Origin of the sequence: Streptomyces sp. NPDC059828 (assembly GCF_042731955.1) — a bacterium.
Classification (GTDB): domain Bacteria; phylum Actinomycetota; class Actinomycetes; order Streptomycetales; family Streptomycetaceae; genus Streptomyces.
The window spans coordinates 19,456-31,583 of the sequence record NZ_JBHWIW010000065.1 but is presented as its reverse complement, the minus strand read 5'-3'; the positions used below and the strand labels follow the sequence as shown (position 1 = coordinate 31,583).

At 71.6% G+C, this 12,128-nt stretch carries 11 protein-coding genes; 1 reads left to right on the top strand and 10 read right to left on the bottom strand.

Translation table 11 applies throughout. The annotated features are described in order from the left end of the window. Positions 1 to 431 precede the first annotated feature (431 nt). The 7 genes from proC to ACFV6V_RS28700 all read right to left on the bottom strand — a co-directional run bounded on the left by proC (position 432) and on the right by ACFV6V_RS28700 (position 6,074). A complete protein-coding gene (gene proC / locus ACFV6V_RS28730; protein WP_361282947.1) occupies positions 432 to 1,241 on the bottom strand; it encodes a pyrroline-5-carboxylate reductase in 810 nt (269 codons plus the stop codon). A 101-nt stretch (positions 1,242 to 1,342) separates the two neighbouring features. Continuing rightward, entirely contained in the window at positions 1,343 to 2,176 is an 834-nt protein-coding gene (locus ACFV6V_RS28725) for an ABC transporter permease (protein ID WP_385570661.1), read from the bottom strand. Continuing rightward, complete coding sequence (locus ACFV6V_RS28720; RefSeq protein WP_385570659.1) at positions 2,173 to 2,973, bottom strand: ABC transporter ATP-binding protein; 801 nt, start codon at positions 2,971 to 2,973, stop codon at positions 2,173 to 2,175. Before ACFV6V_RS28720 ends, ACFV6V_RS28725 begins: the two co-directional genes overlap by 4 nt. A 60-nt stretch (positions 2,974 to 3,033) precedes the next feature. After that, positions 3,034 to 4,188 carry an NAD(P)/FAD-dependent oxidoreductase gene (locus tag ACFV6V_RS28715; RefSeq protein WP_385570656.1) on the bottom strand — a complete coding sequence of 385 codons (1,155 nt, stop codon included), beginning with the start codon at positions 4,186 to 4,188 and terminating at the stop codon, positions 3,034 to 3,036. Continuing rightward, positions 4,130 to 5,092 (bottom strand): RNA polymerase sigma factor SigJ, encoded by a 963-nt coding sequence (gene sigJ, locus ACFV6V_RS28710; protein ID WP_385570654.1) that lies wholly within the window; start codon positions 5,090 to 5,092, stop codon positions 4,130 to 4,132. The genes ACFV6V_RS28715 and sigJ overlap by 59 nt, the downstream gene beginning before the upstream one ends. A 105-nt stretch (positions 5,093 to 5,197) precedes the next feature. Continuing rightward, positions 5,198 to 5,713 carry a hypothetical protein gene (locus ACFV6V_RS28705; protein ID WP_385570652.1) on the bottom strand — a complete coding sequence of 172 codons (516 nt, stop codon included), beginning with the start codon at positions 5,711 to 5,713 and terminating at the stop codon, positions 5,198 to 5,200. A gap of 43 nt (positions 5,714 to 5,756) precedes the next feature. Further along, positions 5,757 to 6,074 (bottom strand): SH3 domain-containing protein, encoded by a 318-nt coding sequence (locus tag ACFV6V_RS28700; protein WP_385570649.1) that lies wholly within the window; start codon positions 6,072 to 6,074, stop codon positions 5,757 to 5,759. A gap of 157 nt (positions 6,075 to 6,231) precedes the next feature. On the opposite strand from ACFV6V_RS28700, the gene ACFV6V_RS28695 reads away from it, so the two are divergent. Next, on the top strand, positions 6,232 to 8,475 hold the full coding sequence (locus ACFV6V_RS28695; protein WP_385570646.1) for a PQQ-binding-like beta-propeller repeat protein: 2,244 nt from the start codon (positions 6,232 to 6,234) through the stop codon (positions 8,473 to 8,475). A 100-nt stretch (positions 8,476 to 8,575) separates the two neighbouring features. Here the strand turns inward: ACFV6V_RS28695 and ilvD are convergent, their stop codons facing one another. The 3 genes from ilvD to ACFV6V_RS28680 form a co-directional block, all read right to left on the bottom strand. Continuing rightward, positions 8,576 to 10,426, bottom strand: coding sequence for a dihydroxy-acid dehydratase (gene ilvD / locus ACFV6V_RS28690; protein WP_385570643.1), 1,851 nt, complete (start codon positions 10,424 to 10,426; stop codon positions 8,576 to 8,578). Positions 10,427 to 10,623: 197 nt separating this feature from the next. Further along, positions 10,624 to 11,235, bottom strand: coding sequence for a TetR family transcriptional regulator (locus ACFV6V_RS28685; protein WP_385570641.1), 612 nt, complete (start codon positions 11,233 to 11,235; stop codon positions 10,624 to 10,626). Beyond that, the gene (locus ACFV6V_RS28680; RefSeq protein ID WP_385570638.1) at positions 11,232 to 12,104 is read right to left on the bottom strand and encodes a sugar phosphate isomerase/epimerase family protein; all 873 of its coding nucleotides are present in this window, start codon (positions 12,102 to 12,104) and stop codon (positions 11,232 to 11,234) included. The genes ACFV6V_RS28685 and ACFV6V_RS28680 overlap by 4 nt, the downstream gene beginning before the upstream one ends. Between the last annotated feature and the right edge of the window lie 24 nt (positions 12,105 to 12,128).

Below are 12,128 nucleotides of genomic sequence, written 5' to 3'. Positions count from 1 at the left end.
ACCCTCTCGGGCTTTCCTCCGGGCGCTTCCCTTCGTGTTTCCAGCTTAGCAGATCCGATTTCCGTTTCCGCCACCCGCTGGAGCGGGCTTCCGGGTCGTTCCTCCGCTTTCGCGAATTCCCTTTCCGGTGCTTCCGACTCTATCAGATCCTTTCGGGCCTGATTCCCAGTCAGAGGGGGTTCACCTTCCCGGCCTCACGGCCGTTCCGACGAGTGAGACCTTAGCGGAATCCCGGGCTCCGACGCTAATCGGCTCCGTTTGCGCTCAGTCATTCGAACGCGGATTCCTCATTTCGCAAAAGCGCACGAAAAGCGGGGCGACAGTACGTCGCTCGCTTGGAGTGGGTCTTGCGGAATGGCTGTCCGGGGCCGACCGGAGTCGGTGCTCACGTCGGACAACTCGGAGAACACTACGCATGCGTGAGGGGCATGTCAACCGTTGCCTGAGGCCAGTTCACGGCTGCGGTCACGGGCCGCTTCCAGGGCGGCGATGAGGGCCGCGCGTACCCCGTGGTTCTCCAGCTCGCGGATGGCGCTGATGGTGGTGCCCGCCGGGGAGGTGACGGCCTCGCGGAGCTTGACAGGGTGTTCGCCGGAGTCGCGGAGCATCACGGCGGCGCCGATGGCGGCCTGGACGATCAGGTCGTGGGCCTGGGCGCGGGGCAGGCCGAGGAGGATGCCCGCGTCGGTCATGGCCTCGACGAGGAAGTAGAAGTACGCGGGGCCCGAGCCGGAGAGTGCGGTGGCGGCGTCCTGCTGGGACTCGGGGACGCGGAGGGTCTTGCCGACGGCACCGAAGATCTCCTCCGTGTGGGCGAGGTGCTCGGCGGTGGCATGGCTGCCGCCGGAGATCACCGACATGCCCTCGTCCACGAGGACGGGGGTGTTCGGCATGACCCGGACGACGGGGGTCCCTGGAGCGAGGCGGTCCGCGATGGTGGTCGTGGTGATACCGGCCGCGGCGCTGATCACCAGGCGGTCGGGGTCGACGTGCGGGGCGAGTTCGTCGAGGAGGCGGCCCATGTCCTGGGGCTTGACGGCCAGGATCAGGGTGTCGGCGCGCTTGGCGGCGTCGGCGTTGCCGACGACCTCGACGCCGTAGCGGCTGCGGAGCTCCTCCGCCCTTTCCGTCCTGCGTGCGGTGACCAGGAGCGCACCGGTCGGCCAGCCGGAGCGGATCATGCCGCTGAGCAGCGCCTCGCCGATCTTTCCGGTTCCTAGCACTGCGACGGTCTGGGGCATGCGGGGTCACCTCGCCGGTGTGGTGCATTTCTGGACATGGACATCCTTGCATCGGACACCTGCCGGTGCGGGTGGTGTCCGATGGGCGGTCATCTGTGCGGTCATGCGGTGCGGCGGCGCAGGGTGGCCGCGCCGAGGGCGAGCACCAGGAGCGCGCAGGCGCCGACGACGGCGGCGTCGCGGACGAAGTCCGCGGTCATGTCCGTGTGACGGAGCACCTCGTTCATCCCGTCGACGGCATACGACATCGGCAGCACGTTCGAGATGCCTTCGAGCACGGGCTGCATGGTGTCGCGGGGTGCGAACAGCCCGCAGAGCAGCAGCTGAGGGAAGATCACGGCCGGCATGAACTGGACCGCCTGGAACTCGGACGCGGCGAAGGCGGAGACGAAGAGGCCGAGGGCTGTTCCGAGCAGGGCGTCCAGCAGGGCGACGAGCAACAGCAGCCAGGCCGAGCCCACCACGTCGAGTCCCAGGAACCACAGGGCGAGGCCGGTGGCCAGGGCGGACTGGATGACGGCGAGGAGGCCGAAGGCGAGGGCGTAGCCGGCGATGAGGTCGCCCTTGGCCAGGGGCATGGCGAGGAGCCGTTCGAGGGTTCCGGAGGTGCGCTCGCGCAGGGTGGCGATGGAGGTCACCAGGAACATGGTGATCAGCGGGAAGATGCCGAGCAGTGAGGCTCCGATGGAGTCGAAGGTGCGCGGGCTGCCGTCGAAGACGAAGCGCAGCAGGAAGAGCATCACGCACGGCACGAGGAGCATCAGGGCGATCGAGCGGGGGTCGTGGCGCAGCTGGCGCAGCACGCGGGCTGCGGTGGCGAGTGCGCGCGAGAGCGAGAGCGCGGTACGGGAGGGCCCCGGGGTGCCGGGGGCGGGCGCCGGCCCGGTCGCGCTCGTGGCTTCGGTGGTGGTCGCGGGCGACGGGTGGGCGTTCATCGGGAAGCCTCCTGGAGGGCCTTGGCCGTGTCGACGAGGTGGAGGAAGGCGCCTTCGACGGTCGGGGTGTCGTGGCGGCGGCGCAGGGCTTCGGGGCTGTCGTCGGCGAGGAGCTCTCCTTCGCGCAGGAGCAGCAGCCGGTGGCAGCGCTCGGCCTCGTCCATGACGTGCGAGGAGACCAGGATCGTGGTGCCGCGTTCGGCGGCGATGCGGTGGAAGAGGTCCCACAGATCGCGGCGCAGCACGGGGTCGAGGCCGACGGTGGGCTCGTCGAGTACGAGGAGTTCGGGGGCTCCGAGCAGTGCGACGGCGAGCGATACACGGCTGCGCTGGCCTCCGGAGAGGTTTCCGGCGAGGGCGTCGGCGTGGCCGGTGAGGTCGACGTCGGCGATGGCCTGGGTGACATGCCCGCGGCGGCGTTCGGCGGCGGCGCGGCCCGGGTCGAGGATCGCGGCGAAGTACTCCAGATTTTGACGGACGGTCAGGTCGTCGTACACGGAGGGCGCCTGGGTGACATAGCCGATCCGGGAGCGGAGTGCGGCATCGCCCGCGGGGCGGCCGAGGACTTCGAGGGTGCCGGCGACCTTGGCCTGGGTGCCGACGATGGCGCGCATGAGGGTCGACTTGCCGCAGCCCGACGGGCCGAGAAGGCCGGTGATCTGGCCGCGTGGGACGTCGAAGTCGAGGCCGCGCAGCACGGTACGGGGGCCGCGGACGGCGGTGAGGGCGCGGGCGCGGATGGCCGCGTGCGCTACGCCGCCGGTGCTGTCGGCCGACCCCGGAGCATTATTCATCATGCGATGAATAATGCTCCGGGGTGCGGGGGGCGTCAAGGCGGTGGCGGCCCGACTTCCGGCTCAGGACATACCCGGGATCAGGGGAACCGCCCACGGCCGCCGGGCGGCCAGCCGGAGCGTGCCGACGGTGGAGCGCACCACCCGTTCCTTGACCCGGGCGGCCAGGGCGCCCTTGAGGAACCGGTCACGCGGGCTGTCGTCGGGGCGGACGAACTGCACCAGGCCGTCATGGCGGCCCAGGCTCACGCACTGCACCAGGAACCCGAAGTCCAGCGGGCGTGGTTGCCTGCCGCGGAACTCGGCGATGAGCGACGTGGCGACATGCGAGCCGGTGGGGATCGCCGTCGCACACGCCATGCGCAGCGCGCCCGCCTTCGGCGAGTGGGCGGCGGCGGCATCGCCCGCCACGTACACCTCGGGATGCGAGACCGAGCGCAGCACGGCGTCGACCGCGATCCTGCCGGAGGGGTCGAGGGAGAGCCCGGCCGCTGCGGCGAGTTCGCTGTTGGGCGCCAGCGCGGCCGTCCAGACCACCTCGTCCGCCTCGAGGTCGTCGGCGCGCGCGATCCGGTGCCCCTCGTGGATCCGTACGCCGCGCGCCGTCAGTACCTCGCGGACGTGGTCGCGCCCGCGCGCCGAGAGACCTGCCCCGATGTCGCCGTCCGAGTGCAGCCGTACGCTCCAGTCCGGGTGGGACTCGGCGAGTTCGGCGGCGAGTTCGACACCGGTGAGCCCGCCGCCCACGACCGCGAGGGAGCCGGGGCGGTCCTGGAGCCGCTTGTCCAGGGATTCGGCGGCTTCCAGAGTGTGGGCGCGTCCGCCGATGTCCGCCACCGGCACCGAGGTACGGCTGCCGAGTGCGTAGACCAGCCGGTCGTACGGGAGGCTCCGGCCGTCGTCAGTGGTCACCCTGCGGGCGGCCAGGTCGATGGCGGTTACGCGGGACGGCACGTGCCGGATGCCGGTGGAGCGCAGGAATCCGGCGAGCGGGTGGGTCACATCGGGACGTCCGGCGGCGCGTTCGTGCGCGCGGATGCGTTCGGTGAAGCGGTCGCTCGGATCGACCAGGGTGACGCGGGCGTGCGGGTCGAGCCGCAGTGCGGCCATAAGACCCGCGTAGCCCGCGCCGATGACCAGGACGTGCGGGGCGGTCTCGCTATGCCTCGTGTTCGTCGCGTTCAGCGTGTTCGGCGTGTTCGTTGTTCGCGTCGTCATGCAAGGGGGACGACACGGGCCCGGGAAGTGTGACAGCGCCCGCGTCCGACAGGTGGCGCAGCTTGTCGGGATTGATGACCACGTCGATCTCGGTGATCCGCCCGCCGTGCACCGTGAACGCGTACACGCCGGTCAGTCCGCTCGCGCTGTCGGTGAAGACCAGCCCGGGGGCGCCGTTCACATCCCGCACCGTGAACCGCATCGTCGCCGGGTCGAAGGCACGCATGAGTCCCTGCGTGAAGCGGGCGACCTTCACCGGGCCGAGCACCGGCTGCCGCGCCGCGGTGACCTTGCCGCCACCGTCCGAGCGCCAGACCACATCGGGGTCGAGGATCTCCAGCAGACCGTCGAAGTCTCCGCCCATCACCGCCGCGAGGAACGCGTCCACGGCGCGCCGGTGCTCGCCCCGGTCCACGGAACGGCGCGGCGCCTCGGCCCGCACCCGGCGGCGGGCGCGCGAGGCGAGCTGGCGTACGGAATCGGGGGTGCGGCCGACCGCGTCGGCGATCTCCGTGAAGGGCACGGCGAAGACGTCGTGCAGGATGAAGGCGGTGCGTTCCGCGGGAGTCAGCCGCTCCAGGACCGTCATCATCGCCATCCCTACCGACTCGTCGAGAGTCACCCGGTCCTCGGGCCCGGCTTCGCTGATGACCGGTTCGGGCAGCCAGGGGCCGACGTATGCCTCGCGGCGCGCACGGGCCGAGCCGAGCTGGTCGTAGCAGATCCGGCTGACGACGGTGGTCAGATAGGCCCGCGGGTCCCGGGCCTCTCCGTCCGGCAGGCGCTGCCAGCGCAGCCAGGACTCCTGTACGGCGTCATCGGCGTCCGCGACCGAGCCGGTGATGCGGTAGGCGATGCCCCAGAGACGGTCGCGCTGCTCCTCGAAGAGCGTGAGCTCTGCCATGGTCCGGTCTCTCCTCCTGCTCTGCCTGCTCTGCGCCTCGGTGCGCGAGCCCTCCGGAGAGACGACGCGGGGCGGCGAAGTGTGACGTCCTCGGCCACGGCGGCTTCAGCGGCGGCGGGGCTTCGGCTTCTTCTGCCGGGCGGCAGGGTTGCCGGTGCGGCCCGTCCTGCGCTTCTCGTACTGGGCGAGGGCCGTCTCGTACTCGGTGCGATGCAGCTTCTCGCCGGGGGCCTCGGTGAGGGAGCGGATGAAGTAGGCGAGCAGCGAGCCGATGAAGCCGATCATCTTCAGGCTGCGCAGCGCCTCGTCCCGTGCGGGGTCGGCCGGGCGCCGGGTGAATCCTTCCCAGGTCTTGCGGAAGGCGATCGCGCTGCACACGGCGAACGTGACGACGAGCAGCAGATTGACGAAGTCGCCGATGTCGGCGGTCGTCAGGCCCTGATACGCGAACCGCAGGATCAGGCAGCCCGCGGCCGCCGCCGCCAGGGAACCGGCGGCGACTGCGGCACGGCGCAGGGCGTAGCCGCCTTCGTGGGCGACCCAGGTGGTGCCGAAGAAACGGATCGGCTCGGGCTGCGGGCCGCCGCCCCCGCCGCTTGGGACATCGTGGTTTTCGCTCACGAGGTCGATTATCCCCGTGACGGGCGGGGGCACGGGTCACACGTCAGGTGCAGCGGCCTGCCACATAGCCGTCGCTGCCCGTGTTCACATACGCGTCGGAGACGAACTGGCCGTTGGCGATGTTGTCCCAGAGGTTCGACGTCCCATACGGACCGGTCACCCACTCGCCCGGCTTCTGGCAGTTGACCGGCACCCGGGCTCCGTACGGGAGCACATCCACGATGTCGTAGTTGGTCCCGGGGCCGCTGCGTACGTTCAGCCGGTAGCCCGGGGCGACCGGGTAGCGCCGTGTGGCATACGTACCGGCGGCCTCCACGGCTCTCGCCGCCCCCGCGTTGGCTCCGGTTTCCTCGATGGCCATGACCGGCCTCCCCCATTTGTCCGTCACTGGCTGACGCCGGCTGATGCTGGCTCAAAAACTGTGCGCCGCGCAGGCTAGCAAGCCGCCTCGGTCTCGTACGAACCATCGACTAGGCTCCGTGCGTCGCGCGTGCGGACGAGAAACACGGGGGTGGGCGATGCCACCGCTGCGCAGCGCCGGGCCGGCTCCGGAAGCGGAACGGCCGGGCGAGCCGGAGCAGCCGGAACACGCCGGGCAGTACCGACTCGGGGACTGCCTCGGCTCGGGCGGTATGGGTGTCGTGCATCTGGCCACGTCCGTGTCGGGGCTGCGGCTCGCCATCAAGGTCGTCCATGCCGAGCACGCCACGGATCCCGAGTTCAGGGCGCGTTTCCGGCAGGAGGTGACCGCGGCTCGCCGGGTCAGCGGTGCCTTCACCGCGCCGGTCGTGGACGCCGACCCCGACGCGCTGAGGCCCTGGATGGCCACGCTGTTCATCGACGGGCCGACCCTCGCCGAGCGCGTCAAGCGGAACGGTCCGCTGGAGCTCGGCGAGCTGCGAAGGATCGGCGCCGGACTGGCCGAGGCACTGCGGGACATCCATCGCGCGGGTGTGGTCCACCGCGACCTCAAGCCCAGCAATGTGCTGCTCGCGTCCGACGGGCCGAAAGTCATCGACTTCGGAATCTCGCGCCCCTCGGACAGCGATCTGCGGACGGAGACGGGAAAACTGATCGGCACCCCGCCGTTCATGGCCCCGGAGCAGTTCCAGCGGCCGCGCGATGTCGGTCCCGCCGCCGATGTGTTCGCGCTGGGGGCGGTGCTGGTGCACGCGGCGACCGGGCGCGGGCCCTTCGGATCGGACAGCCCGTACATCGTGGCGTACCAGGTCGTGCACAACGAGCCGGAGCTGGCGGGGGTGCCCGCGGAGCTCGTACCGCTGCTGACCCGGTGCCTCTCCAAGGATCCCGCGGACAGGCCCACCCCGGGCGAGGTGATGGCGGAGCTCCGGTCACCGGTGGGGGAGGTCGACACGGCGTCTCTGTCGCTGACGGCCGCGGGCATGGCGGACGGGCCTGTCTCCGGGCCGGCCGCCAAGCCGGTCCGCGAGCCGGGCACGGGTACCGGGACACCGGGGCGAGGCGCCGTCCGGCAGCGACGCATGCGGTACGCCGTCGTGGGTCTCGCCGTCGCCGGCCTGCTCACCGGCGCCTACGCCGGCATGCGGGCCGCCACATGGGACCCCGTCCGGGCAACGGGCGGTGGTCCGTCCAGCGCCCGGACGCCCGCCGCGGCACCCTGGCAGACCCAGTTGGCGAGGGGCACGGGCACAGCTGCGGCTGGGGACGGAAGCAGCGGGGGCGCACAGGCCACACCCGCCTGCGCCTCCGACGGCAATGCCCTGTACTGCTCGGCGCCCGGTGTCACGGCCGCGCGGCTGTCCCTCGTGGACGGCGCCCGGCTCTGGTCCCGCGAGGCCCCGGCCGGGGCCGGCACGACGGGCCGGGCACCAGTGCTCGCGGACGGGCTGCTGTACGTCACCACGAACGGGGGCCGACGGCTCGACGCCGTCGACCCGGGGACCGGCGCCACCCGTTGGGGCCGCGACATCGGCTCGGACGGGGCGATCGGCTTCGGGGCGGGAGCGGTCTTCGTCGCGACCACGGACGGGACCGTACGGGCCCTGGACGGCGCGACCGGTGCGCAGCGCTGGCGCAAGGCGCACGGCATGACCGGCACCACCGGCACGCGCTGGGCGCCCGTGCAGGGGACGTCGGACGAGGTCGTCGCCGTCACGCCCGGGGCGGACGGCCGGAGCACCCTGGTGCGTGGCATCGCCGCCGACAGCGGCGAGGTGCGCTGGGAGAAGCGGCTGCAGGGCAGGCTCTCGCCTGTGGCGCAGTCGTCGCCGGACGCCGCTGGTGCGGCAGGCACGCACGCGCTCCTGCTGCTGGCTGCCGACCGGGACGGCTTCGCCGACGCCGTCGTCCGTCTCGACACCACGACGCGGCAGGTCCGGCGGGTCCCTCTGCCGGTACGGGTCGACCAGGCACAGGCGGCCGCCGCGGGCGGGACGGTGTACCTCGTGGGCGCGGGGGGCGCGCTGACGGCCGTGACCACGGAAGGCGCCGCAGGCGCGGCGCAGCGGTGGCGGCTGGAGACGTACATGACCCCGGCGTCGCAGCCGGTGGTCCAGGGCGGCCGGGTCTATCTGAGCGGAGCCGACGGGCGACTGCTGGCCGTCGACGCCGAACGGGGTGCGCTGCTCGGCCAGACCCGGCCCCGGATGGCCGGAGCCGGTGCCACCGTCGCCTCGTCGCTGCCCGCGCCGGTGGCCGTGGACGCGTCCGGCAAGGTCTTCGCCAGCGCCCCGGACGGCTCCGTGTTCGCCGTGGACGCGGGTGATCCGGCGCGCTGGTAACCGTTGTGCCGTACCCCGTGGCGCCCGTCGCGGGGGGCGGGTTCCGCGTGTGCCGCACGGATGCGTCGCACGCGGAACCCCGGCCTCGCCGCGGTGCTGCTCAGTCGAGCTTGGAGACGTCGCGGACCGCGCCCTTGTCCGCGCTGGTGGCCATGGCGGCATAGGCCCGCAGGGCCGCGGAGACCTTGCGCTCGCGGTCCTTCGGCGCGTAGACCCCGCCGAGCGCCTCGCGCCGGGCGGCCAGGGTGGCGTCGTCGACGACGAGCTCGATCGAGCGGTTCGGGATGTCGATACGGATCAGGTCGCCGTCCTCGACCAGGGCGATGGTGCCCCCCGATGCCGCCTCGGGCGAGGCGTGGCCGATCGACAGGCCCGATGTGCCGCCGGAGAAGCGGCCGTCGGTGACCAGGGCGCATGCCTTGCCGAGGCCGCGGCCCTTCAGGAAGGAGGTCGGGTAGAGCATCTCCTGCATGCCGGGGCCGCCGCGCGGGCCCTCGTAGCGGATGACGACGACATCGCCTTCCTTGACCACCTTGGAGAGGATCTTGTCGACGGCCTCGTCCTGGGACTCGCAGACCACGGCGGGGCCCTCGAAGGTCCAGATCGACTCGTCGACGCCCGCGGTCTTCACCACGCAGCCGTCGACGGCGAGATTGCCCCTCAGCACCGCCAGCCCGCCGTCCTTGGAGTAGGCGTGCTCGACGGAGCGGATGCAGCCGTTCTCGGAGTCGGTGTCGAGGGACTCCCAGCGCTCGGACTGCGAGAAGGCGGTGGCGGAGCGGACGCAGCCGGGCGCCGCGTGCCACAGCTCGACGGCCTCGGCGGAGGGGGAGCCGCCGCGCACGTCCCAGGTCTTGAGCCAGTCGGCCAGTGAAGCGGAGTGCACGGTGTGGACGTCCTCGTTGAGCAGCCCGCCGCGGTAGAGCTCGCCCAGGATGGCGGGGATGCCGCCGGCCCGGTGGACGTCCTCCATGTAGTACGTGCCGCCGGGGGCGACGTTCGGCGCGACCTTGGCCAGGCAGGGGACGCGCCGGGAGACGGCGTCGATGTCGGTGAGGTCGTACTCGAGCTCGGCCTCCTGCGCTGCGGCCAGCAGGTGCAGGATCGTGTTGGTCGAGCCGCCCATGGCGATGTCGAGGGCCATGGCGTTCTCGAACGCGGCGCGGGTCGCGATGTTGCGGGGCAGGACGGACTCGTCGCCCTGCCCGTAGTAACGCTGGGTGATCTCGACGACCGTGCGGCCCGCGGTCTCGTAGAGGGCCCTGCGGGAGGTGTGGGTGGCGAGCGTCGAGCCGTTGCCGGGGAGGGAGAGGCCGATGGCCTCGGTGAGGCAGTTCATCGAGTTGGCGGTGAACATGCCGGAACAGGAGCCGCAGGTCGGGCAGGCGTTCTCCTCGATGCGGAGCACGTCCTCGTCCGACACGTTCTCGTTGACCGCGTCCACGATGGCGTTGATCAGGTCGAGCTTGCGGACCGTGCCGTCGACCAGGGTGGCCTGGCCGGCCTCCATGGGACCGCCCGAGACGAAGATCGCCGGGATGTTGAGGCGCATCGCCGCCATCAGCATGCCGGGGGTGATCTTGTCGCAGTTGGAGATGCAGATCAGGGCGTCCGCGCAGTGCGCCTCGACCATGTACTCGACCGAGTCGGCGATGAGGTCGCGGGACGGCAGGCTGTAGAGCATGCCGCCGTGGCCCATCGCGATGCCGTCGTCCACTGCGATGGTGTTGAACTCGCGTGGAACGGCGCCCGCGGCGAGGATCGCGTCGGAGACGATCCGGCCGACCGGTGCCAGGTGCGTGTGACCGGGCACGAACTCGGTGAAGGAGTTGGCGACCGCGATGATCGGCTTCCCGATGTCCGCGCTCGCTACGCCCGAAGCCCTCATCAGGGCGCGGGCGCCCGCCATATTGCGGCCGTGGGTGACTGTGCGGGACCTCAGCTCGGGCATCGTCGCTCGCTCCTTCTGACAGTGCTGGCTTCATCGAGCCTACGCCGCTGCTCCAAGATCTGGACATCCGGTCCGGAATGCGGGACGGGGTTCCGCCTTTCGGGCATCCGGTCGAGCTGCCAGTGTCACGGCGCTCCCTGGGAAGGGACTCGCGTGCGCCTCAGCCCCCTCTGCCCCCGGTCTCCGCGGTCCCCGCCTCAGTCCTCTGTCAGATACCGCTGAAGCGTGGGCGCGACCATCGCGATGATCTCCTCGGGGTCCGCGCTGACCAGCGGCTCCACCTGGATCACATAGCGCAGCACCGCGATACCGATCATGTGCGAGGCCGCCAGCTCCGCGCGGAACTTGGGATCCGGCACATCGAGATCCGCCGCCACCCGTTCCAGCAGCCGCCGCAGGACGAAGCCGCGCAGTACCTTCGCCGCCGCGTCATGCGTCAGCGCGGACCGGAGTATCGCCAGCAGTGGAGCCCTGGTCGCCGGGTTCTCCCACACGCCGATGAAGTGGCGTACGAGCCGCTCCCCGATGTGCTCGGTGCCCCCTTCGAGGATCACCGGGACGAGTAGCGCGGGCTCGAAGCTGACCTCGATGGCCGCGGCGAAAACCTCGTCCTTGGTGCCGAAGTAGTGGTGGACGAGGGCCGGGTCGACATGCGCGGCCTTGGCGATTCCGCGTACGGAGGTCTTGTCGTAGCCGCGCTCGGCGAACTCGGCGCGGGCCGCCTGGAGGATGCGTTCACGGGCACCGGGACCGGTGCCCGCCTCCGTACGGGCGGGACGGCCACGCCGTCTCGGGGCGGCGGCGGTCATGATCCGCTCGCGGTGCCGCCGACGGCGTCCGCTGCCGCCCCCTCCGCGTCGTCGTCCGAAGCGGCGGCCGAGGCGAGATGCAGCCGGGTGAAGGCCAGCGCCTCCGCGAGGTCCGCCTCACGCTCCGCGGCCGACATCGCCCGCCGCGTGTTGACCTCGATGACGACATGCCCGTCGAAGCCGCTGCGGGCCAGGCGTTCCAGCAGCTCGGCGCACGGCTGGTCGCCCCGCCCGGGTACCAGGTGCTCGTCCTTCGCCGATCCCTTGCCGTCCGCGAGGTGGACATGGGCGAGCCGGTCGCCCATCCGGTCGACCATGGCCAGGGTGTCCGTACGGGAGGTGGCCGTGTGCGACAGGTCGACCGTGAAGTGCCGGTAGTCCTCCTTGGTGACGTCCCAGTCGGGTGCGTACGCCAGCATCTCGCGGTCCCGGTAGCGCCACGGGTACATGTTCTCGACGGCGAACCGCACGTCCGTCTCGTTGGCCATCCGCCAGATCCCGGACACGAAGTCGCGGGCGTACTGCCGCTGCCAGCGGAACGGCGGATGGACCACCACGGTCGACGCGCCCAGCTCCTCGGCGGCGGCCTGTGCCCGCTGGAGCTTCACCCAGGGGTCGGTCGACCAGACCCGCTGGGTGACCAGGAGGCAGGGCGCGTGGATGGCGAGGATCGGCACCTCGTGGTAGTCGGAGAGCCTGCGGAGCGCTTCGAGGTCCTGGCTGACCGGATCGGTCCAGACCATGACCTCGACCCCGTCGTAGCCGAGGCGCGCGGCGATCTCGAAGGCCGTCGCCGTCGACTCCGGATAGACGGAGGCCGTCGACAGGGCGACCTTCGCATCCGGGATGCGCACCACTGGATCTGCCACGAGGGACAGCGTACGGGCCCTGGG

Bases quoted from the DNA above. Each gene is read 5' to 3' on its own strand.
- sigJ (WP_385570654.1), bottom strand. From the start codon at position 5,092: ATGGCAGAGCTCACGCTCTTCGAGGAGCAGCGCGACCGTCTCTGGGGC.
- ACFV6V_RS28720 (WP_385570659.1), bottom strand. From the start codon at position 2,973: ATGATGAATAATGCTCCGGGGTCGGCCGACAGCACCGGCGGCGTAGCG.
- ACFV6V_RS28685 (WP_385570641.1), bottom strand. From the start codon at position 11,235: ATGACCGCCGCCGCCCCGAGACGGCGTGGCCGTCCCGCCCGTACGGAG.
- ACFV6V_RS28695 (WP_385570646.1), top strand. From the start codon at position 6,232: ATGCCACCGCTGCGCAGCGCCGGGCCGGCTCCGGAAGCGGAACGGCCG.
- ilvD (WP_385570643.1), bottom strand. From the start codon at position 10,426: ATGCCCGAGCTGAGGTCCCGCACAGTCACCCACGGCCGCAATATGGCG.
- ACFV6V_RS28715 (WP_385570656.1), bottom strand. From the start codon at position 4,188: ATGACGACGCGAACAACGAACACGCCGAACACGCTGAACGCGACGAAC.
- proC (WP_361282947.1), bottom strand. From the start codon at position 1,241: ATGCCCCAGACCGTCGCAGTGCTAGGAACCGGAAAGATCGGCGAGGCG.
- ACFV6V_RS28725 (WP_385570661.1), bottom strand. From the start codon at position 2,176: ATGAACGCCCACCCGTCGCCCGCGACCACCACCGAAGCCACGAGCGCG.
- ACFV6V_RS28700 (WP_385570649.1), bottom strand. From the start codon at position 6,074: ATGGCCATCGAGGAAACCGGAGCCAACGCGGGGGCGGCGAGAGCCGTG.